Annotated in this window: 18 protein-coding genes; 11 read left to right on the forward strand and 7 right to left on the reverse strand. The window is 44.9% G+C overall.

Annotation, left to right across the window (positions count from 1 at the left end; translation table 11 throughout):
* Positions 1 to 5 precede the first annotated feature (5 nt).
* From KIT90_RS13380 to KIT90_RS13390, 3 genes are all read right to left on the reverse strand, one after another.
* Entirely contained in the window at positions 6 to 1,781 is a 1,776-nt protein-coding gene (locus KIT90_RS13380; protein WP_285377069.1) for an ATP-dependent helicase, read from the reverse strand.
* Positions 1,774 to 3,552 (reverse strand): AAA family ATPase, encoded by a 1,779-nt coding sequence (locus KIT90_RS13385; RefSeq protein ID WP_285377070.1) that lies wholly within the window; start codon positions 3,550 to 3,552, stop codon positions 1,774 to 1,776. The genes KIT90_RS13380 and KIT90_RS13385 overlap by 8 nt, the downstream gene beginning before the upstream one ends.
* A 154-nt stretch (positions 3,553 to 3,706) precedes the next feature.
* A complete protein-coding gene (locus tag KIT90_RS13390; protein ID WP_285377071.1) occupies positions 3,707 to 4,024 on the reverse strand; it encodes a helix-turn-helix transcriptional regulator in 318 nt (105 codons plus the stop codon).
* A gap of 133 nt (positions 4,025 to 4,157) precedes the next feature.
* On the opposite strand from KIT90_RS13390, the gene KIT90_RS13395 reads away from it, so the two are divergent.
* Both KIT90_RS13395 and KIT90_RS13400 read left to right on the forward strand, forming a co-directional pair.
* Complete coding sequence (locus KIT90_RS13395) at positions 4,158 to 4,652, forward strand: hypothetical protein (protein WP_306310053.1); 495 nt, start codon at positions 4,158 to 4,160, stop codon at positions 4,650 to 4,652.
* Complete coding sequence (locus tag KIT90_RS13400; protein WP_285377073.1) at positions 4,646 to 6,013, forward strand: DEAD/DEAH box helicase; 1,368 nt, start codon at positions 4,646 to 4,648, stop codon at positions 6,011 to 6,013. Before KIT90_RS13395 ends, KIT90_RS13400 begins: the two co-directional genes overlap by 7 nt.
* 303 nt (positions 6,014 to 6,316) lie before the next feature.
* On the opposite strand, the gene KIT90_RS13405 is transcribed toward KIT90_RS13400, so the two are convergent.
* Both KIT90_RS13405 and KIT90_RS13410 read right to left on the reverse strand, forming a co-directional pair.
* The gene (locus KIT90_RS13405) at positions 6,317 to 8,530 is read right to left on the reverse strand and encodes an AAA family ATPase (protein WP_285377074.1); all 2,214 of its coding nucleotides are present in this window, start codon (positions 8,528 to 8,530) and stop codon (positions 6,317 to 6,319) included.
* Between the two features lie 180 nt (positions 8,531 to 8,710).
* The gene (locus KIT90_RS13410) at positions 8,711 to 9,265 is read right to left on the reverse strand and encodes a recombinase family protein (RefSeq protein WP_285377075.1); all 555 of its coding nucleotides are present in this window, start codon (positions 9,263 to 9,265) and stop codon (positions 8,711 to 8,713) included.
* Between the two features lie 131 nt (positions 9,266 to 9,396).
* Here KIT90_RS13410 and KIT90_RS13415 point away from each other — a divergent pair, with 131 nt between their 5' ends.
* The 4 genes from KIT90_RS13415 (at position 9,397) to KIT90_RS13430 (ending at position 15,278) form a co-directional block, all read left to right on the forward strand.
* Positions 9,397 to 10,095, forward strand: coding sequence for a hypothetical protein (locus tag KIT90_RS13415; RefSeq protein ID WP_285377076.1), 699 nt, complete (start codon positions 9,397 to 9,399; stop codon positions 10,093 to 10,095).
* Positions 10,085 to 10,789: a hypothetical protein gene (locus KIT90_RS13420; RefSeq protein ID WP_285377077.1), complete on the forward strand. Its 705-nt coding sequence runs from the start codon at positions 10,085 to 10,087 to the stop codon at positions 10,787 to 10,789. Before KIT90_RS13415 ends, KIT90_RS13420 begins: the two co-directional genes overlap by 11 nt.
* Positions 10,790 to 11,606: 817 nt before the next feature.
* The gene (locus tag KIT90_RS13425; protein WP_285377078.1) at positions 11,607 to 14,360 is read left to right on the forward strand and encodes a cation-transporting P-type ATPase; all 2,754 of its coding nucleotides are present in this window, start codon (positions 11,607 to 11,609) and stop codon (positions 14,358 to 14,360) included.
* Between the two features lie 183 nt (positions 14,361 to 14,543).
* On the forward strand, positions 14,544 to 15,278 hold the full coding sequence (locus KIT90_RS13430) for an RNA methyltransferase (protein ID WP_285377079.1): 735 nt from the start codon (positions 14,544 to 14,546) through the stop codon (positions 15,276 to 15,278).
* A gap of 90 nt (positions 15,279 to 15,368) precedes the next feature.
* On the opposite strand, the gene fdxA is transcribed toward KIT90_RS13430, so the two are convergent.
* Complete coding sequence (fdxA, locus tag KIT90_RS13435) at positions 15,369 to 15,692, reverse strand: ferredoxin FdxA (RefSeq protein ID WP_005431654.1); 324 nt, start codon at positions 15,690 to 15,692, stop codon at positions 15,369 to 15,371.
* 232 nt (positions 15,693 to 15,924) lie between these two features.
* Between fdxA and KIT90_RS13440 the strand changes: the two genes are divergently transcribed.
* From KIT90_RS13440 to udp, 5 genes are all read left to right on the forward strand, one after another.
* Positions 15,925 to 17,544, forward strand: coding sequence for an NAD(P)/FAD-dependent oxidoreductase (locus tag KIT90_RS13440; RefSeq protein ID WP_009707141.1), 1,620 nt, complete (start codon positions 15,925 to 15,927; stop codon positions 17,542 to 17,544).
* 346 nt (positions 17,545 to 17,890) lie between these two features.
* Entirely contained in the window at positions 17,891 to 18,310 is a 420-nt protein-coding gene (locus tag KIT90_RS13445) for a CBS domain-containing protein (protein WP_005437523.1), read from the forward strand.
* Between the two features lie 63 nt (positions 18,311 to 18,373).
* A complete protein-coding gene (locus tag KIT90_RS13450; protein WP_039985985.1) occupies positions 18,374 to 19,825 on the forward strand; it encodes an MATE family efflux transporter in 1,452 nt (483 codons plus the stop codon).
* Between the two features lie 100 nt (positions 19,826 to 19,925).
* A complete protein-coding gene (locus KIT90_RS13455) occupies positions 19,926 to 22,232 on the forward strand; it encodes a zinc/cadmium/mercury/lead-transporting ATPase (protein ID WP_285377080.1) in 2,307 nt (768 codons plus the stop codon).
* Between the two features lie 313 nt (positions 22,233 to 22,545).
* Positions 22,546 to 23,304 carry a uridine phosphorylase gene (udp, locus tag KIT90_RS13460; RefSeq protein ID WP_005437517.1) on the forward strand — a complete coding sequence of 253 codons (759 nt, stop codon included), beginning with the start codon at positions 22,546 to 22,548 and terminating at the stop codon, positions 23,302 to 23,304.
* Positions 23,305 to 23,463: 159 nt separating this feature from the next.
* On the opposite strand, the gene KIT90_RS13465 is transcribed toward udp, so the two are convergent.
* Entirely contained in the window at positions 23,464 to 24,624 is a 1,161-nt protein-coding gene (locus tag KIT90_RS13465; RefSeq protein WP_005437515.1) for a DUF1887 family protein, read from the reverse strand.
* Positions 24,625 to 24,707 lie beyond the last annotated feature (83 nt).

A 24,707-nucleotide genomic window follows, 5' to 3' on the forward strand; every position in this document is an offset into this window, starting at 1 on the left:
TGTAATTACTTAATTTTATTGTAGAAGTCTAGTACCCATGGGGAGCAAAACCCCTCTTGAAATACAAAAGATAAATGCAATCTCGGGCGTGTTACTCCAACGTAAAAGAGTCTACGAGCTTCTCTAAAGCTTTTCTCATTTTGCAAGTCTTGCTGACTGGGCAACCCATTTTGATTAACACCAAACATTATTACAGCATCAAACTCGCGGCCCTTGGCACTATGCAAAGTACTGAGAGTTACACGACCTGAGCCCTCTATTCGGCCTGCAAAAAATTTGAGAGGCATATCTCGGCTATTTTTAGGATCTGTTCGCTCAAGCATCCTTAAACAAAGGTCCCACTCTTGGTGGACGTTACGACATACCAGTCTCCATGGTTCAATCAACTCACTCAAAAAACGTTGTAACCATGGGTGGGTGAATTCACTCATACCAATACCACTATGCAGGAAAGCCATTAACTGTTGCGAGAGCAAGTTTTTTTCATCTTCGGTCGCACTGCCACCATAAACTAAATAGTAAGCTTCCTTCTGTAGCCTATTAAATGAGGGGCTGGCTTCTATCCATCCTCCCGTAGTCCAACGTGCACAGGCTTCTATAAAACGAGCTAACCTGGAGCTTCTATTTATCAGCGAGTTGCCATCAGTTCGCTGATATGGTGTAGCAGTTGAGTCAAGAGCTGAGGCTACTTTATCCCCAAGCCAAGCTGCTCTGTAGAGAATAGCTACTTGATCTGCCTTTATACCTTTTTCAAGCAAGTTGGGTATTATCGCTTTTGCAATATAACGAGCTTGGCCATCGATATTAGCAGGTACTGGGTAAAAGCTGATTTCTCCTTCACCTGAGCCATCGAGTCCGCAGTAATCTCGTTCTTCACCAAGCACGCCAATAGAGCCACGAATTATTTTGCTTCCAGAACGATAATTAAAACGAAGCTTCATTGTAGATACATTATTTCTAGAAGTCAGTCCGCTTAGAAGATCCGGATTTGCACCAGTAAAGCCGTAGATAGACTGATCGGCATCCCCAACAGCGAATAAGCGAATGCCGCCTTCAAAACAAAGCAATAGTACTAGTTCATGGAGGGCATGACCTAAGTCCTGATATTCATCAACAAACAAGACAGGAAAACGAGATAATAAAGCTCGTCTAATCCAAAAATTATCCTTGACCATTTTGAAAGCAATTAGAGGCATATCGTCAAAGTCAATAAGTCCGTTCTGACGTAATTCTGCCTCGTAGGCTTCGATGAAGAATGAAAGTTCTTCATTTCGTCCTCGCCAGTTAGGCAGAGTTCTATCGACGTCTTGCCTACGTTTTTTTTCAGCTATTTTCCAGCGTTGATGGGGATCTCCTCCATCATTGAATACACGAACGTATGCAGCCTCGACCGCAGTTCGACACTCTTGAGCAGTTGCAATGCGATAGTTTGCCGGTAAAAATCCAGGCATACAGCGCGCATAAGGCGAGATAATCTGAGTTAGAGCAAAGCTATGAACAGTGCCGATGAAAACACGCTCATTAGTAGTGATACCAAGCTCTACCAAGCGGGACTCTAGCTCGAGAGAGCATTCATTGTTATAAGTGATGCATGCAACGCCGCGAGGTTCTTTGATCTCTTCTGAAAGGATCCTCGCCATAGTTACAGTGAGTGTTTTTGTTTTACCACTTCCTGGCCCAGCAAGAACGATACAGTGTCCTTTAGCATAGACAGCTTGTTGCTGCTCAGGGTTGTTTTTGAGTTCCTCTAAGGCGAACTCAAGAGCTTTAGGTTTAGACATTGGACACCACAAATTTGATTGCAGAAGTGATGTATGGTGGCGGCATCAATCCATGAATTTTCTTAGCAAGCTTGGCACTTAATCGTCCTTTTCCTATATCAGACACCATAGAAAGAAGATGACTGGGATCTACGCTCTGGCCAGTTTTCCATGCGTTGATTCTTGCAGAACGTGTGGAGCCAAAACCTTGTTCGTCTAATATATTTAGAAGAGCACCTTGAAGACTTGGGGTATGTGCTACTGCCACTTCAAAGGTTTGATTGTTCAAAAATATACCAGCTCGTGACCAGCTAGAGGAAAAATCAGTAAAATCGCAGCTCGACCATGATGCTCTTTCGGAAGTGCTCAATAGCTCTCTTCCTGAGACTTCGCAGTAAGCATCCCAAATACCAAGTGTACGCTCAATGCCTAAAGGTTGCCTAGTTCCATCCAGCGGGTCCCAGTCTGTTACTACTGAAAAGGGCAACCCTAATCCAGTAGCTAGTTTTACATAAGGCTTAAAATTAACGCCAGCGACATTACAAACTGTAATACCTAACTCATCTAAGTTGTGTCCGAGGGAATCAGCAAACACTGGCAGTAAGGCTTCTTCCGCATCTCCTTCAACAAAGATGACACCTCGCGCAAAGAGCATTTCTGAGCGAGTTGCTGTTAAGTAGCGTTCTATATCTTCCAATTCGTCGGGTGAAATTGGAAGGCGAGCGAGTGAAAATGCTTTGGTTGCCCCGCCTAGATGCCGTAAGTTGATTACTGATCTCAGAGGAGCAATTGCTGCGAGGGTTGGTGAATGACTTGTTACAACAAGAGACTGATCTGATGTAACGTCATTGAAAAGCTTATCAAAAACTGAACGCTGAAGTTGAGGATGCAGATGTGCCTCTGGCTCTTCGATACAAAGCACCGAGTAATTACGCTCATTTTTCTGTCGCAGCCAACTAAATTCGGCTAATTTGAGAGCTAGTAAGGCGACATTAGCCGACCCAAGACTGGCTTCGTTTATGCCGCGCTTCCCTCCGTCAATAAAAAGAGAGAGTGCGCGGAATAGACGCGTTGGATCTGAAGGGGAAAAACGAAGTCGAGGATCAATGTCTTGAGCGTTCCCCGAAAGATCGTGAATTCTACTCCTTAAAGAGTCTTCAAGTTTCCTAACTGATTCAAATGATTCAATTCTAGCATTGGCCGACTCAAGATCATTCGCTACACTTTCAAGGTCAGTGCTCTCAACAGATGCCATGGCGTCTTCAAGTAATGGACGAAGTGGAGAGTTCCTCCACGATGCTAGTTGTCCTTCAGCATCCCGAAGAGCATGTAGCATGTCCAAAGATATGCGACGCCGAACTCTACTTGGCACGGAGCGGGTCTCCTCACCACCGCCGAAAACTATAAATTCATAGTCCTCACTTGAACCAGCAGTTCCCAATACGCTAGCTTTCTTTCTAAACACATAACTTAGGCGCGCTACAGTTGGTGAATCTGATCTACGAAAATCAGTCAACAATGCTGCTAATGACAGGTCACTGTCAAAATCTGCAAAGTCCAGATGTACTTCGATTTGAGGAGCTTTCGATAGATCGCAACCATCCCAAAAGTCTGAAAGTTTAAGATGCCGATCTGAATCAGGTAGAGAGGAATCAAGTACTAACCTAATTGCGTGAAGCAAATTACTTTTCCCTACTCTATTTTCCCCAAGCAACACTATATTTTTTGTTAATGGTATATCGATGTATTCAAAATTTCGGAAGTTTTTAATTATTAGATTTGATAAGTACACACCGCTCTCTCTTATAAGGACTGCGTTCAAGTGCTAACGTTTGTCCGGCAACATAATAGTTTGAGATTTTATAATTAAATCATGCTACTAGAAAATGAGTTGACGCACACTAATTGCAGTCAATAGCGGGGAGAAAGAGAGAAATCAAACATCGTTATTCTTCAGAAGGAAGACTGGCGATAATCTCGGCGAGTTGTTTCTTCTGATCGGTAGACAGCTTAGAGATTGCGATTGCTAACTCTGCCGAGACCTCATCCTCACAAAAAAAGTAATTCAGTGGCACATCAAGCGCATCAGCGATGAGCTTCAAAGTTCGCACATCTGGCGTGTGGCGTCCTTTCTCGTATTGGTTCATTCTCGCACTCGCCGTACTCTCATCCATGCCTATGCAGATACCCAAGGCTTTTTGGGACAAGTTTGCTTGCTTGCGGGCCTCTTTGAGGCGCTGTGGAAATGGGTTTTGGAATGGCACGTAGTCATCATACTGGTAGTCTTTGTCTAACTAAGATTTTCTTAGTTTTGCTCATTTGCGTATACTAAGCAATCCTTAGTTTTAAATATTGTTTGAGTTATCAATGAGACGAGTTAGAAAAATTGATGCATTAATGCACAAGTTATTGATTGAAAAAAGAATAGATGGTTTTTCAGTCGTCGAATTACGGGATGCATCCTTGCCTTATGTTCAGCAAACTTGTGATTTAGCGAATCTGCGTTTGCGACTCTATCGTCAATTACTGCGCTTTGAACGTAACAATTGGTTGAGAGTCGAAGGTTCACGGACCAACAAACGCTATTTTCAAACGGAGTTGTTACATGCTCATGAGTTTGCACCGAAACCAGAACCTGTCGAGGTCATTGAGGCAGAAGTACTCACTTGGTCGGTATTAGCCACTGAGCGGAATGAGTCGCGTGGCGAGCTGGAGATTGCACTTGGTGAGGTGGGAGAATACCAGTCATTAATTCAGCGCTTCCCAGAGCTTGAACCAAAACTCGATGTGTTGCTGAATCAGGCCAGAGAGCGTTCTGCGCAGTTGTTAGGTAAGGTGAATGTGTTGACGACGGTCCTTGATACGATCGCGTGTGAGCAAAAGACATGTTGAGGGTTTGGCAACAAGAATGCGCCACAGCTGCCATCAATAAATACCTCAGTGGTGAACGCCATTTCTTTTGTCAGGCAACGCCTGGAGCGGGTAAAACAGTGCTTGCTGCTACCATTGCGTCAAGACTTCTGGAGCTGAATTGTGTTGACCTCGTTCTTTGCTTTTCTCCATCACGAGCTATCGCTGATGGGATGAAAATAATCTTTTCAGCAATATTACAGCGACCCTTTAGTGGCGCATTGGGTTCGGTTGGTCAATCAATGACCTACCAATCACTGCAGTTTATTGATGATGAATTCATGCTTGCTATGAAGCGTTATCGAGTATTCGCTATTTTTGATGAAATTCATCATTGCGCAGGCTCAGAAACCGGTGACGGGAACGCATGGGGTAAACAAGTTCTAGCGAAGATTCAAAATTTTGCATCTTATACCATTGCATTATCAGGGACTCCGTGGCGATCCGATGCCTTACCGATCGTAATGGGTGATTACACCAATGAGCTTGGCACCCTGCGAGTGGATTATCAATACACTTTAAAACAGGCAGTTACCGATAATGTATGTCGAACGCCCAAAATTGTATTGGTTGATAGCGATCAACTGTCGCTAGTTGGCAAAGAGACTTCTCAATCATTCACTTCCATCGCAGAAATGTTAAAGCAGACAAGCAATTCATATCTGAGTGTCATTCAGAATCAGGATGCGATGGCGTATTTGCTCGAACTGGCCTGTGAAAAGCTGAATCACTTGAGAGTACATAACTCAAATGCAGCTGGTCTTGTAGTCGCCGCCTCTGTTGAACACGCATTACAAATCGAGCAGCTACTCATCAGTAAGTTCGGGCAATCTACAACAATCGTTACTTACAAGCATGAGCAGCCATTAGCTGAAATTGAACGATTTAGGAACAGCAATCAACAGTGGATCGTTAGTGTCGGAATGATCAGTGAGGGTACGGATATTCCTAGGCTGCAAGTTTGCTGTCATTTAAGCGCTATAAAGACGGAGCTGTACTTTAGGCAAGTGCTTGGTCGAGTGCTGCGCGTCAATAACAGCGCACAGCAAGAGGCGTGGTTGTTCACGTTTGCAGAGCGAAACTTGGTCGAGTTTGCGGAGCGTGTTGAGCAGGATATACCCGAAGCATGTGTGTTGGTTGAGCGTGAGGTTAGCGCAAGTACAGGTGCTGGCGAGTCGGTGTTTAATGTGGTCACCGGTAATGCAGTTAGCAAAAATGACCCAAGGGGCATTGTCGATTGGAAAACAGGCAGTAGCGATTTATTGTTGAAGCAAGATGGCAAACATTTCGATGAACTCTTCCTTCAAGCGTTCAAGCAACGTGTTATATCTGCTTTTGGTTAGGCTACGTGATGTTTGTATAGCCCGTCTATGCCTCCAGACATATTGTGAGCGCACGTAATAATGATGAGATTTATTTGGGCAACAATCTGCTGCCCAATTACGAAACAACTTGTTTCGTAATTTGTTTCTGTTCAAAGTGGTGTTGAGGCGACTAGCGCTAACTCACCTTTGCCCCAAAGTGAGTTTGAGACAACAAACACTATCAATATCAGTTCGACAGTTTCCGTTAGATTTTCTTATGCGACCATGGAGTCAGCGAAGTAATCACTGACTCTAGGTTGAGTTCAAAACTCGAAGAACAAATCAAGCGAAATAAGCGTCATAGTGTGGCTTATCATTCGTTTCAATAGCAGTGCAGATTATGCCCCAAATAGCCGCCAATTGTGGCTGCACGGCTTCAGGAAGTTGCGTACCAAGCTCCATTGACTTCGCATGGCACTTCTCATTCATGTACTCATACAAGGCGTTTGACTTCACTTCTGCGTCATCAATGCCTTTCAACAAATTAGGGGCGATATGATCTATCCCTTGCTTTCTGAAATCAGTCAAGTTGAATCTGAACGAAAAATACACTTCCATTATCTTTCTGACATACGACTGAACAGCAATAGCATCACAGTTTTGTGACTGGTTGACAGCTTCTTTGACCTTACTGATCAGGTAAGCGTATTCAGATCTATGGTTCTTCAATAAATCAGGCAACTGGTCAATTTGCGAATGATCACCTTTACGGTTTATCAAGAAGTACTGCGAACGTTTTTGGTTACCTTCTCTTGCACGATAGTAAGACATCCACATCTTCACTAGATTGAAGAATTCAAAGTTATGCGTAGATATGAAAAGCTGTTCTACGTAGTCATGATTCAGCTTACTTTTTATGATCCCAAGAACGTTGTAAATGTGGTTTGAATCAAGGCTACAGATGGGGTCATCCAGATACACAATTGGCTTAAAATCCTTCAGTGATTCATCTTCAAGCTGCGTTATAAAGTACGCAAAGGCAATAGCCGTACGTTCACCATCCGATAGATGCTTAGCTTCTCGGTTCTCGCGCATGAACTTGTATGTGCCATCAATTGGCTTAATTTCAATATCGGTCTTACCAAAGTACTGTCTTAGGTTTTCATTAAGGCTTTGAGCGCCTTGCTTAGTGTTATTCAGATCAGCTTTGATGGCAGCGATACGGGTATTCATAGCATTGATGTCATCTTGCGACGATTTAGCTGCATCTCGAAAAGTTCTGATATCTATTGCTGCTTGTAGGTGGTCATAATTCTGCATCTCTTGGTAGACATAGTGACGCTTGATCGCTTCAATAGCTTGTCGCTGTTCAGTTGAGTGATTAGAGGCCCTTTCGTTATTCGCTTCGATTGGCGTATTGAATTTCTCAAGTAACTCTGTTGCATCTGGTAATGGATAATCTGAAGCACAGAAGGGTACGACTTCTGCCATGTATTCTTTTTTATCAGTCAGCAAATAAATTAGTGATAGCTTTACAGCATCAAAAGATTTATTCAGTGGTTCAATTTCATTTCTAAGCTCATCAAATCCCGCCTGCAAGTCAGGATACAACTGGCTAGTTTTAGGAATGCTGGAAGTTAATGATTTTGCTTTTACAGTCGCAATAGCAGATTCAATTCGCTGACTTAAATCCTTATAAGCTTTCGAAAAGTATCTATTTAGTTCTTCTAACCGTGCTGGATTGATTGGATTCTGACAGAACTGACAAGTTGTGTGGCCTTCGTTACGTTCTATGCCGTCTTCAACCCACTCCCTTAATTTCTTGTCAGCATCTAATTCAGCAATGGTGATCTGTGTAACTGACGTACTCAAGATATCTTTGATTTCGGTGAAGACAGTTGTCATATTAGGTACAGATATTATTGCTTTAGGCGCACTAGCAATGGCAGTGGCTTTTGCTGTATCTATGAACGCACTTAATTGCTCTGGTGTAAGTTTATGTTCAACGGTTACATCACTAAGCATTGATTTTACACTTGCCGCATTGAAGGTCGATTTGCCAAGAACGTTTAACTCTGTGACATTGCGACCAACAGCTGTAAGTCGGTCTTTCTTTTCTTTTTCTTTATCGTTCGCTGATTTTGAATTGTTCTCGCGTTCTTGTTCTTTTGCGGGAATGGCTGCTTCGAGCTCTATAAGTTCTTTTTCTAAGTCAATGTTGCGTTCACCAACAATCAAAACAGGGTTAACGCTTGATTCATCAAAGTTAACGTTCTTTGCGATGTAATCTGAATTGAAAACACGCAAGTTCTCAACTTTTTCTATCGCGTTACTTGAGATAGAAGTACTTTCATGCTGTGCAATTTCAAACGAACCAGTTTCAAATCCCTCTGGCATTTCACCCAACTGCATCGCACGGAAGATTCGTGATAATGTTGTTTTACCTGAATAGTTAAAGCCATATAACAGATTGAACTGGTAGAAAGGCTGGCCACCATTGGTCCTAACATCCTTGAAAATGCCGAAGTTTTTTATTGATTTTATGTTTTTAAACATGTGCTTACCCCAGAAGAAACTCAGGGTATTGTACTACGAGTTATGCGTTTACCCTGCAACTTATTTGATAGGTCGCTTATCTGTGAATAGCAACCGAGTTTGAAGATGAATTTCCCCAAACTCTACTTATCCGATATAGCCGCATTCAACCACAATCCCTAACTCGGAACTGTCCAAAAATCATTCAGACTGTTCTCGGATGGTCTTGTAGACAGTATTACGCGAAACGTTACATAGTCGAGCGATCTCGGATACAGACTTATGTTTCTGATACATGAGCAGAATTTCCTGTTGAGTAGCCTTAGGGGTCGGTTTACGGCCCTTGTATTTTCCAGCAGCTTTTGCTGCCGCTATACCCTCTAACTGTCTCTCTTTACGAATATTAAGCTCAAATTCAGCAAATACACTCAGCATATCAAGGAAGGCTTTACCGGCAGCGGAGCTAGTTGAAATAGGCTGCTCCGTTGCTGTTAGCTCGATTTCTTGTTTTTTTAGATAAGCGACTAGCTGTTGCAGATCTAATACGGATCGAGCAATTCTATCTATACGTGTGACTACGAGCGTATCACCAGACCGAAGATAATCTTTTAATTCCAGTAACCCCTTGCGATTAGCGTCACTACCTGATGCCGTGTCAGAAAAGACTTTGATACAGCCAGCTTGTTTTAATGCTTCGAGTTGTAGCATCAATGATTGATCATGAGTGGATACTCTTGCGTAACCGACTTTAGTCATGGCAAATGCTCATTTAGGATCTAGACTTTATGAACATACTGTTAATTAATTCAGATAGCTACCCTAAATGAACAATTCAAATACAGTAATATGATGTTCATCTAGGGTATACCCTAGATGAGCTCAGGTTAATGGCAGATTTGTTGAAAGATAATCTTACCCTCACGCGAGAATCCAAGTTAGGCGTGTCGTTCCTTAAGTTGAGTGATGGGGTCGGGGGAAAGGTAACTTTGACAGATATTGAACAAGGTACGGAGTTTCATTTGGAAAGCTCGTATTTTGAATCGTTGCTTGAGTCCGGAGTGTTCAAAGTAGCCAACCAATTGGAAATAGCAGCTTTCTTGGATCAATTGCCTAAGTCCGAATCACCGCAAGAGATTCGTGATAATACTGAGCAACAAAGGCGCCTGAAGTACGTCAGAGGGGCAATCGATGCTGATATCCCTTCAGGAACCCAACATAAGTTAGCAAGCTATATTTCTATTAAATCAATTGAGCTAGTTGATTGTAAGCCACCCAGTGCAGTTACATTATATCGTTGGATCAAGGCGTACAAGCAGAGTGGTTGTGAGGAGAGCAGTTTGATCCCAGGGTACAGGAAAGCTGGAAACAGGTTACCTAAGATCTCCGATGATCATAATGCATTGCTCACGGACTTTCTAGAAAGCACAGATCACCATCTAAAAGTTCCTGCCGTTTATCAGGATTATCTTGAGGTGCTTGAAGATTTGAATACAGAGCTTAGAAATGTTGGAAAGGAGGAAATAAAACCTATCAGTGCACAGGCTTTACGAAAGCGTATTAGATCAAGGAAGGCTCATGAACTTTAGAGACCCAGAGCTCGTTTTCGTAAAGCATTTTCGAGGTGGAAAGCGCTCTTACTATCAAGTTGGATCGATAAGCAGGGACGAAATTGCGCTTAAGGATATTGTTCAGGGTGGGCAGTTTGTTTTCCCACGCAGGCAATTGGAAGCTCATATCCAAAATGGCATTTTGAAACGGATTTCCAAAGTTGATGTGCCAAGCTCGTTGTTTGAAGATCCTGTATCGAAAAAAGAGAAAGCAAAGAAGACAGCTCGGCAAAAAGAGGATGATCGCGAAATGGAACGACGATATCAGTATGTAAGAGCTGTTCTCGACGAGGTTCCTGCATATACACAAAAGCGATTGGAGCCATGGCTAGCTGACGCCAGTAAGCGATTCGATGATGCTTCTCCACCATGCTGGAGAACTTTATCGAAGTGGGTAAGTGTATTCGTTGAGTCTGGCTGGAAGAAAAGCGCATTGAGGCCAGCACATGCTAATAAGGGGAATCGAGCCCTTAAAACTGATCCTGTCGTCATTAAGGTGCTTGACGAGTTAGTAAAGGAGTACTGTCTTGCTAGTGTCAGAGTTAACTTCACGAAAGCTCATAAGGACTTTGTTGCTCGTATAGAAAAAATCAACATCAAAAGGGCTAAGGATGGAGTCGCTCCGTTAAAGGCAACTAGCTATCGAACGACTGTAAATCGTTTCCAGAAGTAGTACAGGTAAAACTCGGTGTACTAAATTGATACTCAATTAAAGGTCAATAAAATCAATCTATTGAGTTTAATGGTATGAAGGGTGCTATAAATTTAAAAGTTGTTGCAAGCATCACTTTAAAAGCCTCGCTTATACAGCGAGGCTTTTTCGTTTCTGCACTGTAAAATACTCTCTCAAACCTTTTCCCTTTCTCTCAACTGGCTATTCGTCTGGCTGGTGGTTTCTCATTACTCATAACCAAATTTGTATGCAGTATTCAGCCATGTCTCTTGTGGTTTCTCTTTGTTGTTAAATTGAATAAATATGCTATTTGCATAACTCGAATGTGATGCATTTCGACTAGCTAAAATTGGTCATTCTTTATTAGCAATTTTTCTATCTTCCCTTACAGATCTTTTCGAATAGTTTGTATTTTTGTCACGCTTGTTAGCCACTCTTAATAAAATCATTCTGTAGAAAAATTACACTTTTCGGGAAAAATGAAGTGTTTTTTCAGTCTAATCGGGGTCTTATTCATGTTCATTTACACTTAATTGATCTTTTGTATGACAAAATAAAATTGAGATTGATTGGGGTCAAAGATTCGTCCGCATTCGCTATCTGCCTATCTGAAAGTTAATTACAAGTATTCATCGGTTCGGGTAGGTTATTTTTACTCGCTGGCATAACACTGAATAGATTCTTGATAAATATTCAAAATGAAAATAAACGGTGCAACGGTGTCTAGCGAGGCGATTTAACTCAATTCTATTCAGCGAATGCTTTTTATCAGTTTGAAATTGTACTGATGTCGCTTGAATGCTTTTTGGAGACCCCCATGACTAAAAAGTGGTTTACTGAGTCGGTTGAAGAAACACTGACTCAATTTAATGTATCAACTGAGCAAGGTTTGACTTCGGAAGAAGTAGAGCAGCGTCAGGCTGAACACGGCAAAAACGAGCTACAAGAGCAAGAAGGCAAATCTGCTCTTGAGCTATTTCTACACCAATTTAAGAACCCATTGATCTTCATTCTGGGTATTGGTGCGATTGTTTCCTTCTTTACTGGTCACCTTGTGGATGCGATTGCCATCACTGTGATCATCTTCATCAATGCCATCATCGCATTTTGGCAAGAATTTAAAGCTCAGAAGGGCATGGAAGCGCTGCGCGAAATGGCAGCGCCAACGGCACAAGTTCGTCGCAATGGCGAGTGGGTTGATGTGTTGGCACGTGACATTGTGCCGGGTGACATTTTAAAGATTAATACGGGCGATATCCTTGCTGCGGACGTGCGCATCATTGAAGCGAACCGTCTTGCGGTAGATGAAGCCGCACTTACTGGTGAGTCTGAGCCGGTTGATAAAATCGTTAAGGTGATTGAAGACGAAACCGTCGGCCTTGGTGATCAGCGTAATATGGGCTTTATGACCACGATTGTGACCACTGGCACAGGCTTAGGTGTGGTTGTCAGCACAGGCATGAAGACCGAAGTTGGCCATATTGCGGACATGATGGCAAACACCGAAGAGACCAAAACACCAATGCAAGAACGTATGGATACCATTGCGAAAACCTTGATGGTCGCGGCTTTAGGTGTGGTGGCTGTGGTTTGTGGTATCGGTCTTTACCACGGTATGCCTTGGCTGGAAATTCTGAACACGGGTATTTCGTTGTCGGTAGCGGCGATTCCAGAAGGTCTGCCAACAGTTATCTCAATTGTGTTGACCATGGGCTCAACGCGCATGGTGAAGAACAACGCATTAGCGAAACAGCTTTCTGCAATTGAGACACTGGGTTCAACCACAGTTATCTGTTCAGATAAAACAGGTACGCTGACACAAAACCAAATGCAGGTAATGAAAGCGTACGATGCAAGTGGCCGTTACTGGGAAGTGTCGGGCAAAGGCTTTAGCCCTGAGGGTGAATTTAAGCCGCTAGGCCACACGGTTGATGCAAAGCAAAGCCCAGAGATGATGAAAGGCTTAGTAGTTGCGACCCTATGTAATGATGCGGAATACATCAAAAATGGCGATAACTCGTCTGTGCGTGGTAACCCAACTGAAGGAGCATTGATTGTTGCAGCGGCAAAAGCGGGCCTAGAGCAATCAGACATGCTATCGACAGGCGGTTACTCTATCGTTGAGAAGTTCCCGTTTGACTCTGCTCGTAAGATGGCGTCAGTGATTGTCAAAGGACCGGATGGTAAGCACTTCCTTGCTATTAAAGGTGCACCAGATGTGGTGTTACGCAATGCCTCTGGCTTTATGGTCGACGGTGGTGAGTTACCTACAGCGCCAACGATGTCGACAGGCAGCTTAGCGTTAGCGGCAAGTCCTGCAGAAGAGGTGATTTCGAACTACGAAGCGGCAATTCAGGACTTTGCAGAGCAAGCGCTTCGCACTTTGGCAGTAGGTTATAAAGAGCTGACAGAAGATGATCTCAAGCGTGATCCTGCTGAGTTAGAGAAAGATGTTACCGTGCTTGGTTTGTACGGAATCATGGACCCACCACGTCCAGAAGTTCGCGACGCAGTAGAGAGCTGTTACAACGCGGGCGTTCGCACGGTGATGATCACCGGTGACCACGCACTTACTGCAGCGGCAATTGCACGGGAAATCGGCATTATCCGCAGTGAAAAAGACTTGGTCATTACGGGTGCACAACTGGATGAAATGGATGATGAGGCACTACGTAAAATCTGTCCGGAAGTTGCCGTCTTTGCTCGTGTAACACCAGAACACAAACTGCGCATTGTTCAAGCTCAGCAGCACAATAATGAAGTGGCAGCGATGACAGGTGACGGCGTGAACGACGCGCCAGCTCTTCGCCGTGCGGACATCGGTGTTGCAATGGGTATCACCGGTACATCGGTAGCCAAAGACTCGGGCGATTTGATTCTACTGGATGACAACTTCAGCACGATCGTGAAGGCCGTGCGCCAAGGTCGTCAGATCTTCGATAACTTGCGTAAGTTTATTCGCCAAGCACTGACGGCGAACGTGGGTGAAGTATCGGTTATCTTGTTTGCTTTCTTGATGATGGGACCAGAAGCGATTCTGCCTCTTACGCCGCTGATGATTCTATGGATTAACCTAGTTTCTGACGGTCTGCCTGCGTTGGCACTGGGTGTAGAACCTGAAGAGAAAGATTTGATGGAGCGTAAGCCGCGTAAGCGTAACGAAAGCTTCTTCAGCGACCATCTGGGCACTCGTATTGTGACACGCGGTTTGGCATTAGGCGGTATGAGCTACTTGGCCTTCAACTGGGCACTGAGCAGTGGTCAAAGCGCGCAGTATGCACAAACAATGGCGTTCGCAATGCTGATTTTTGCTCAGCTATGGCACTTGTTTGACTCGCGTACGTTTAACTCGCTATACCGCAAGAATCCATTCACCAACAAATACCTGTTGGGTGCTGTAGCGGTCTCGGCAACGCTGTCCCTTGGTGTTATTTATACTGGTCTCGGTCAGCTGATCTTTAACACAGAGGCACTAAGTGCTGGCCACCTATTTGGTGTGATTCTTGTGTCTTCACTGCCGACATTCATTTTGTCTGGCATTAAAGAGATGACGAAAACCAAAGTCGTTTAAGAATGGTGGTGTCGATTCTTTCAGCATAGGGAAGCGACAGATACCTAAAGCCCGCCGAGAGTGATAGCTTGGCGGGCTTTTCTTTTCTCTCAAGCAAGGCATCTCTTTAGCTGTGCGAAGGTTTACTCTATAATCCCCCCGTTTTCATCTGGTACTTCACCAACTTTCATCTGGGATATTTTCATGATTTCAAAAAACCAACTAAAACTGCTGCGTGCTTTAGGTCAAAAGAAGCAGCGTAAAGCGCACGGCTTATTTCTGGTTCAAGGTGAAAAGAACGTACTGGAATTGGCGAGCAGCTCACTCACGGTAAAGCAGATTTTTGCGACGGCCGAGTTTCTGAATGAGCATCGCCAAGAACTAAATGGCTTCGAATGTATTGAAGCGTCACTAGATGACCTAACTAAAGCAAGTACCTTGGTGAGCAACAATGCAGCCATTGCTGTGGTTGAAATTCCAAACGTAACAGTGCCTCAGGCAAAAGGCTTGATGATTGCATTGGATGGCGTTTCTGACCCGGGCAACCTAGGTACGATCATTCGCGTGGCGGATTGGTACGGTATTAAGCACATCATCGCGAGCACGGATTGTGCAGACCCATACAACCCAAAAACCATCAGTGCAACTATGGGCAGCTTTGGCCGCGTGCAAGTGAGCCTAGTGGATTTACCAAGCTATCTAGAAGAGGCAAACTTGCCAGTATATGGCGCTTTCCTTGAAGGCGAGAGTGCGCACAAGACTGAATTCTCAGCAGAAGGTATTTTGTTGATGGGCAGCGAATCTCATGGTGTGCGTGAAGCGGCATCGAAGTTTGTTACTGACAAGATTACCATTCCAGCATTTGGCGGTGCAGAGTCTCTAAACGTGGCAATGGCGACAGGTATTATTCTCGACAACATGCGTCGTCAACACAGCTAATCGCAGCAACGAATCATAGATACACAAAAAGCGTAACGAGCCAGACTTTTTCAAGTTGAGGTTCATTACGCTTTTTTCGTTTTAATGCGCTTATTTTTCTAGCATGTCCAACTTGTTTGGCACGCCGTTCCACTTTTCCGCTTCATCCATTGCTGGCTTCACTTCAGTTTGTACCGGCCAGATTTCTGCAAGTTCTGCGTTGAGCTCTTTGTAGATCACTTGATCTTCTGGAAGCTCGTCTTCTTGGAAGATGGCGGCTGCGGCACATTCGTCCACGCACAAGCCACAGTCGATGCACTCAATCGGGTTGATTACCATAAAGTTTGGGCCTTCGTGGAAGGCATCAGCAGGGCATACCGCGACACAGTCAGTGTATTTACATTGGATACAGTTATCGGTTACGACAAACGCCATGATAATCAGCTCTTAAGTTAGTCAAAATTGAAGAATGGGGATAATACTCATCCCAAGGCAAAATTCAACATTCGCTACGTTAATTCCGCCGCGCAACTTGGATTTAGTATGACAGACAAATCAATTTCTCGTAAAATGCGCGCCATTGTGAGCTGACTGCTTTTTCACCCCCGATATTCACGAGGAGAAATTAGTAGTTCTGGCTAAGACACCTACCATAACGAGACATCACATGATTCGTATTAATGAAATTAAACTTCCTCTTGATCATGAGGAAGGCGCGCTATTGGACGCGATTACTAAAAAGCTTGGCATTGCTGCTGAGAAAGTTATCTCTTTTAATGTCTTTAGACGCGGCTACGATGCTCGTAAGAAAACTAATATTCATCTTATCTACACGCTAGACATCATCGTTGAAGGTGATGAAGAAGCGTTGCTAGCGAAATTCGAAAAAGATCCGCACGTTCGCCAAACACCAGATATGGAATATAAGTTTGTTGCGAAAGCACCAGAGAACCTAACAGAGCGCCCAGTGGTGATCGGTTTTGGTCCTTGTGGTCTGTTTGCAGGCTTGGTTTTGGCTCAAATGGGCTTTAATCCAATCATCGTTGAGCGCGGTAAAGAAGTACGTGAGCGTACTAAAGACACGTTCGGCTTTTGGCGTAAGCGCACACTAAACCCAGAATCGAACGTACAGTTTGGTGAGGGCGGCGCGGGTACTTTCTCTGATGGTAAGCTTTACAGCCAAGTGAAAGATCCAAACTTCTACGGTCGTAAAGTGATCACTGAGTTTGTAGCAGCAGGCGCACCAGAAGAAATTCTATACGTAAGTAAGCCGCACATCGGTACCTTTAAACTGGTTACCATGATTGAGAAGATGCGCGCGAAAATCATCGAGCTAGGTGGTGAGATCCGCTTTAGCACTCGTGTTGACGATCTGCATATGGAAGATGGCCAAATCACAGGCGTAACGCTATCAAACGGTGAAGAGATCAAATCTCGTCATGTAGTACTAGCGGTAGGTCATAGTGCTCGTGATACCTTTGAAATGCTGCACGACCGTGGCGTTTACATGGAAGCGAAGCCGTTCTCAGTTGGTTTCCGTATTGAGCACAAACAGTCGATGATCGACGAAGCACGTTTTGGTCCAAACGCAGGTCACCCAATTCTTGGTGCAGCAGACTACAAACTGGTTCACCACTGTAAGAATGGCCGTACGGTTTACAGCTTCTGTATGTGTCCTGGTGGTACTGTTGTTGCGGCAACTTCTGAAGAAGGTCGCGTAGTAACCAACGGTATGAGCCAATACTCTCGTGCAGAACGTAACGCGAACAGCGCAATCGTAGTGGGCATCTCACCAGAAGTTGATTACCCAGGTGACCCTCTAGCGGGTATCCGTTTCCAACGTGAACTAGAATCGGGCGCTTACACACTCGGCGGTGAGAACTACGACGCACCAGCACAGAAAATCGGTGACTTCCTGAAAGGTCGCGATCCAAGTGCACTGGGTGATGTTGAGCCATCATTCACTCCGGGTATCAAACTGACTGACCTGTCAAAAGCGCTACCTGCGTTTGCTATCGAAGCGATTCGTGAAGCAATCCCAGCATTCGATCGTAAGATCAAAGGCTTTGCGTCAGAAGATGGTCTACTGACTGGCGTTGAGACGCGTACGTCTTCTCCAGTTTGTATCAAGCGTGGTAAAGACTTCCAGAGCATCAACTTGAAAGGTTTCTTCCCTGCGGGTGAGGGTGCTGGCTACGCGGGTGGTATCCTTTCTGCGGGTATCGATGGCATTAAAGTGGCAGAAGCGGTGGCTCGTGATATCGTCGCTTCAATGGAAAACGCATAATTTAATCGCGTGATATAACATCGAAAGCCAGCCTAAATCTAAGGCTGGCTTTTTTGTTTCTGCTGCATAGCTAGTTATTTCTTTTCGCCCTTCTTATATTGACTCACTCCTGACTCGAATCACGTCCAAGCTTTGTATATTCTTTGCTCACAGCCAAGCAGATGGTCGATGTAACTTTAAATAAATATGCAACTCAGTATTCATTGCTTTGTGTTATGTATCAATTCAGATAAAGATCAATAGACTACACCTATAAATAAAATTGCTAATTTCCATTTAGTAAAATCAAGAAATTAGACGACACTTATCTTAAAGGCAGCAAAAACGTGCCGCTAAGGAGATAAGAATGCATTCACTTAAAGTTAAAGATTACATGACGTTACAGGCAGTGACTTTCACCAAGAACATGTCGTTGACGGCGGCTTTGGACAAGGTGATGCAAAGTGTTACTCTAGGTGGGCCTGTTATCGACGAAAACGAGAAAGTCATCGGATTCCTTTCTGAACAAGACCTTTTAGACAAACTCGTTAAAGCCAGTTACCACTGTCAGGACACACACACAGTAGAAGAGTGCATGCACTTAGACGCGCTATCGGTATCGCCTGAAATGTCGATCATCGAATTGGCTGACATGATGAAAGTCGGTAAACCTAAGATGTATCCGGTGGTGGATGACAAAGATAAGCTCGTTGGTGTGATCACAAGACGCGATGTTTTAAGAGCCATCGGCAAAACACTGAACGAATGTTTCAAACATCCCGTTTAAGAACAAAACAATAAGTATTAAGACGAAAGACGCCTCGGCGTCTTTTTGTCGTTGAGGAAGAATATGTCCACGCAAGACGCGAAGTTTGTCCAAGGTTCTACCATGCGCCACATCTTAGTGATGTCTGGCGCAGGCTCTGTCGGTTTGATGGCGCTGTTTGTCGTCGATCTGCTCGATATGTTATTCATCAGTATGCTAGGGCAGGTAGAGCTTGCTGCGGCTGTCGGTTTTGCTGGAACGCTGATTTTCTTCTCAACCTCTGCATCTATCGGTACTTCGATTGCTATGGGGGCTTTGGTCTCTAAAGCGATTGGCGCAAAGGATTTTGAACGAGCAAGGTTGATGAGTGGCAGTATCATGCTGGTGGCCTTTATGATCAGTTTGGTCATTACCATTAGTATGTTCATCCACATCCCAGAGTTATTGGCCGCTATAGGTGCAGAAGGGGTCGCTGCCGAGCGTGCAGAAGCTTATCTCAATATTCTATTACCAAGTGCACCGATACTTGCATTGGGTATGTCAGCCGGTGCTGGACTGCGTGCTGCGGGAGATGCGAAGCGATCTATGTGGGCGACTTTGGCGGGTGGTATTGTTAATGCGATTCTCGATCCGCTGTTTATCTTCGTCTTCAAATGGAACGTGGAAGGAGCAGCGGCGGCGTCTGTTATTGCGCGTTTCACAGTATTGGCTTTCTCCCTTTACCCACTAGTAAAAGTGCACAAGTTGGTTTCATTCCCTAATCTCGATATCGTTAAAATTAACCTCAAGCCGATTTTGGCGATTGCCGTGCCCGCCATTATTACGAACACTGCTACGCCGATTGGTAATGCGATTGTGACCACTCACATTGCCCAATTTGGTGAGGATTTTGTGGCAGGTTTTGCCGTGATAGGGCGTTTAACTCCAGTGTGTTTTGCTGTGATTTTTGCTTTGTCTGGTGCGGTCGGCCCAATAATTGGTCAGAACTTTGGTGCGGAGCGGATGGATCGCGTGAAGCGAACTCTGACTGATTCTTTACTGGTGACTACCATTTATACTCTCGCCGTATGTGCTCTGCTTTACGTTCTGCAAGATTATATTGTTGCCATGTTCAGCCTGACGGGTGACGCTGCGATTATTGTTGCTGCTTTCTGTACCTATGTGGCGATTACGTTTGTGTTCAATGGTACTTTGTTTGTCGCCAACACTTCCTTCAATAACCTTGGTAAACCGCTGTACTCAACGGCATTAAATTTGGGTAAAGCGACCATCGGTACGTTGCCTTTTGTTTACTTCGGTTCGCAGTGGTATGGCGCGCTTGGTGTGCTTTATGGCCAAGCAGTGGGTACGATTGTTTTTGGTCTACTGGCGTTGGTTGTGCTGAATAAACACATCAAAGACCTGATGCAGAACTTTGGTGAAGACTTGGTGGAAGACGATCCTGCCATCACTTGCGTTAATACTCAGCCTTTCTGTTCTCACGATGCGGTATTGATTGATGAGGTCGCCACCGCTCTTGAAGAGGAAAAAGCGTAAATTTTCCTAATTTCACATAAATACGCTTGACCTTGGAGTTAGCTCTAAGGTTTATTCTTAGCGGTAGATAGAGACTTATCACCAATAAGGAAAGTGAATTATGTGTACGAAACATCAAGGTTGCCAATCAGGCAAAATCAACTCTGCGGTGGCGCTAGGTGCAAACGACTCTTGCTGCGCACCGGCAAAACCTGCTCTTAATATTACGCAAGCAAACGTAATTACTTCAGAGGATTCTTGTTGCAGTGGCGGAAGCTGCAACTCGGATTCTCTTGAAGATGAAGGCCCTGCCGAACCCCTTGAATCTTCCATTCGCCATAGCTGGTTAGTGTCAGGCATGGATTGTCCTGCCTGCGCTCAAAAACTTGAAAAAGCCATTTCTTCTGTTGAAGGTGTCACGAACGCCAAAGTCCTATTCGCGACTGAAAAACTGGTGGTGGATTTTGATAACCGTGCACTTGCGCCTGTCATTGAGCAAGTTTCTCAACAAACCGGTTTCCCACTGACTTCGACAGATGCGCCAAAACCAAAAGCCGAGAAAAAAGGTTGGTTAGGCGTTATCAAAGACAATGTTCAAATCCTTTCTATCGCAGGTGCGATGGCGTTAGCCGGTCTTATCTCTGATTTACACCCAACCTTCAGCACGTGGCTCTTTACGTTGACCTGTTTGCTTGGTCTGTATCCGGTTGCGATGAAAGCGGTCAAGTTGGCTCGTAGTGGTACACCATTTGCGATTGAAACGCTGATGAGTGTCGCGGCGCTGGGTGCTTTATACCTAGGTGAAACCGCTGAAGCGGCGATGGTGCTATTGCTTTTCCTTATTGGTGAAAAGTTAGAAGCATACGCATCATCTCGTGCGCGTAGCGGCGTTCAAGCATTGATGGATCTCGTTCCAGAAAATACCACTCTGATAGTGGATGGCGAACGTCAAGAAGTGCCTGCGTCACAACTACAGCCGGGTGACGTGATTGAAGTAGCGCCGGGTGGTCGTATGCCAGCTGATGGCGTACTGATGACTCAAGCGGCAAGCTTTGACGAAAGTGCGTTAACGGGCGAGTCTGTTCCGGTAGAGCACAACGAAGGCGGTAAAATCATGGCAGGTGCCGTGGTTGTCGATAAAGTCGTGCAAGTGAAAGTGACGTCTCGCCAAGGTGAGAACGCGATTGACCGCATCCTACATTTGATTGAAGAAGCGGAATCACGCAAAGCACCACTTGAACGTTTCCTAGATAAGTTCAGCCGTTGGTACACACCATTGATGATGCTTGTCTCTCTATTAGTCATCATCACACCGCCATTGTTGTTTGCTCAACCTTGGGAAACGTGGGTATACCGTGGCTTAGCATTGCTGTTGATCGCATGTCCATGTGCGCTCGTCATCTCTACGCCAGCAGCGATCACTTCTGGCTTGGCGGCAGCGGCAAAACGAGGCGCACTGATCAAAGGTGGTGCAGCGCTTGAGCTACTGGGTCGTGTTGAATCTGTAGCATTTGATAAAACGGGTACACTGACACAAGGCAAACCGCAAGTAACTGATGTGGTACCTTTTGGTGTGACGGAAGAACAACTGCTGAGCTTGACCGCTTCGATTGAGATTGGCTCAAGCCATCCGCTAGCAATTTCTTTGGTGAACAAAGCACAAGAGCAGGGCATCAACATTCCTGAAGCGGCAGACAAAACGGCGCAGGTTGGTTCTGGTGTGACAGGGCTTGTTGAAGGCAAATTGGTTCAAGTGATTGCGCCATCGAAAGCCGATTTTGCCATCGCGTCTGACATCGAACAGCAAGTCGTGGTGTTGGAAGACCAAGGTAAGACGGTGGTTATCGCTCGTCACGATGAACAAGTGATTGGTTTGATTGCTTGGCAAGACACACTTCGCCAAGATGCTCAACAAGCGGTTGCTGCGCTGAAAAAACTGGGTATTTCATCAGTGATGTTAACTGGTGATAACCCTCGCAGTGCCGAAGCTATTGCGAATCAAATTGGCCTTGATTACAAAGCAAGCTTGCTACCAGCAGACAAAGTGCACTACGTGGAAGAGATTTCTGCGCAGCACACTGTCGCGATGGTGGGTGACGGCATTAATGATGCGCCAGCAATGAAAGCGTCAAGCATTGGTATTGCGATGGGCGGTGGTACTGACGTTGCACTTGAAACGGCTGATGCTGCACTGACTCACAACCGTTTGATCGAGCTAGCAGGTATGATCGAGCTATCACGTGCGACGCTGAATAACATCCGTCAGAACGTGGCGCTTGCGCTGGGTCTAAAAGGTGTGTTCTTGGTAACGAGCTTACTGGGCATTACCGGCTTGTGGGTTGCGGTACTTGCCGACAGTGGTGCGACAGCATTAGTCACACTGAATGCTCTGCGTCTGCTTCGCTTTGAATCAAAACAAGTGAAATAAATCAGTTAACAGCTGAGCGATGAATAAGAAGCCTGAGGCAATCCTGTCTTGGGCTTTTTTGTGTCCATAAAACGGTAATCAACATGCTGAATAATTCGTTTGGCAAATCACTCATTGGTATGCAACGAAATGATCTTTTGGCTATTAAAATGTGATCTAAACCGTTTTTATTTGAAAGTGTAGATTTATTACATTGTTTCATTGTGACTGTGATCACTCAATGTTGGTGAAAGGTTCGCTACAGTGCATCTGTACCCAACAACTTATTAATGAGCTTATTGTTTACAAAATAAGCCACAACAAGGAGCGACTTATGTCTCAAGCTGTATTCCATTTAGGTGTTACTGAAGCGGATCTTAATGGTGCTACTCTAGCAATCATTCCAGGCGATCCAGCGCGCGTACAAAAAATCGCAGAAGAAATGGAAAACCCAGTATTTCTAGCAAGTCACCGTGAATACACGCTATACCGTGCAGAGCTAGACGGTAAACCTGTTGTGGTTTGTTCTACAGGTATCGGCGGTCCATCTACTTCTATCGCAGTAGAAGAACTAGCGCAGCTTGGCGTTCGCACTTTCCTACGTGTTGGTACTACTGGTGCAATCCAGCCGCACGTAAACGTAGGTGACATGATCGTTACTACAGGTTCTGTTCGTCTAGACGGTGCGAGCCTACACTTTGCTCCAATGGAGTTCCCAGCAGTAGCAGACTTCGAAATCGCAACAGCAATGAAAGCAGCTGTTGAAGAGTCTGGTGCAACTGTTCATATGGGTGTGACTGCTTCAAGTGACACTTTCTACCCAGGTCAAGAGCGTTACGATACATTCTCTGGCCGTGTTGTTAAGCGTTTCCAAGGTTCTATGCAAGAGTGGCAAGACATGGGCGTTCTGAACTTCGAAATGGAGTCAGCAACACTGCTAACTATGTGTGCAAGCTCTGGCCTGAAAGCAGGTTGTGTGGCGGGTGTAATCATCAACCGTACACAAAAAGAGATTCCAGATCATTCAACGCTGAAAGAAACGGAAGCTCGCTCAATTAAAGTTGTAGTAGAAGCAGCGCGTAAGATGCTTTAAGCACAACATTTAGTTGGCATTTAAACAAACGGGAAAAACCAGAGGTTCGCCTCTGGTTTTTTCTATCTGGCAGTTTTGTCTGAGTATTCAAACAACAAATCTGACGCAATAAAAAAGCAGCTCGAGGCTGCTTTTTTGATGTTTGAACGATATCGACGATTAGATTTCGTCAGAACCACCTGCGGCTTCAAACCAAGCACTTAGGTGAGTTTTGAGATCTTTCAGCTCGTCTGGGCCGATAAGTGCTAATCCTAAGTCTTCAGCACGTGTGATGTCGTTATGACGCAGCGGGCGGAAGCTGACCAGCATGGCACGAGCTTGTAGGCCACCTAGCAGATCACGCAAAGATTCAAGCTTGTACAAGGTGTCATCACCATCATCGCGCATGCCTTTGGTTTTACATTCGATGATGTGAAGTTTGTTGTTCACCACCGTTGCGACATCAAGTTCATTGCGAACTTCACTTTCACCAAGTTTGCGATAAACCTGCACGTTCAATGAACGGTCTTGGATCGTCGGCATGGTGTCTTGAATCTGTTTCACAGTGCTGTGCACTAGCGTTTCTAACCATTCTCCGTTAGAGAAGCGACGAGCGTCTTCATCCGCAAACGTCAGCACGCCATTTTCGTATGTCGCGATTTGTGCCTCGACCAAATCGGTCAGCAGCATGTTCAGTTCGCGGTAGCCTTGTTGCTTCTCAGAAAGCTCAACATCCAGCTTCTGCTCTTTACGACAAGTGGTTGCAAGGTAGTTTAGCGTAGCTAGACCAGGGCCCAGTTCAAGTGCGTTAGATGCCCAGCGTTCGCCCAGTTCGTAAAGCTTTTGGTCAAGTTGAGGAGGAAGGTCTACGTGGTGGAATTCACCGCGTGCGCCGAAAATCGTGAGGTAATCAGAGATGGTAATGTGGTCTTCTACTTGTGTATCTTCTTTGCCATCTGGGTAAAGCCAGCACAGTTTGTCACTGTTTGGTTCTACTACGAAGATAGGCCAACGGTAAGTACGGAAGACTTCGTACACGGAAAGCAGGCGGTGACGTAGGCCACAACTTGCATTGAGTTTAACTTCTTCACCTCGGTCGTGGAGGTCTTTTGCCAATTTGTGGACAGATTGTTTGATCAGAGAAGTGTTTACTGCAGAAGGAATTTCAAAGAATTCAGACGTAATTTCTCGCTGCTCTAATACTGCGCTCAGTCGCTCGTACATATCGGATTGGCTCTTGTCGCCGATGAAGACGATATGTGTACTTACAGTGCGATTATCCAAAAGAGGAGTGACTAATCTCACTGGATCTTGGTCGATAATACCAACATGAACAGCCATAGGTTTTCCTTCTTATTTGGCTTGCTCGAAAAGAGAAAAGAAAAGGGATGAGCAAGCCATATAAACCATATGTAGACACAGCT

It is taken from the genome of Vibrio sp. B172a (assembly GCF_030248355.1).
Lineage (GTDB): Bacteria > Pseudomonadota > Gammaproteobacteria > Enterobacterales > Vibrionaceae > Vibrio > Vibrio owensii.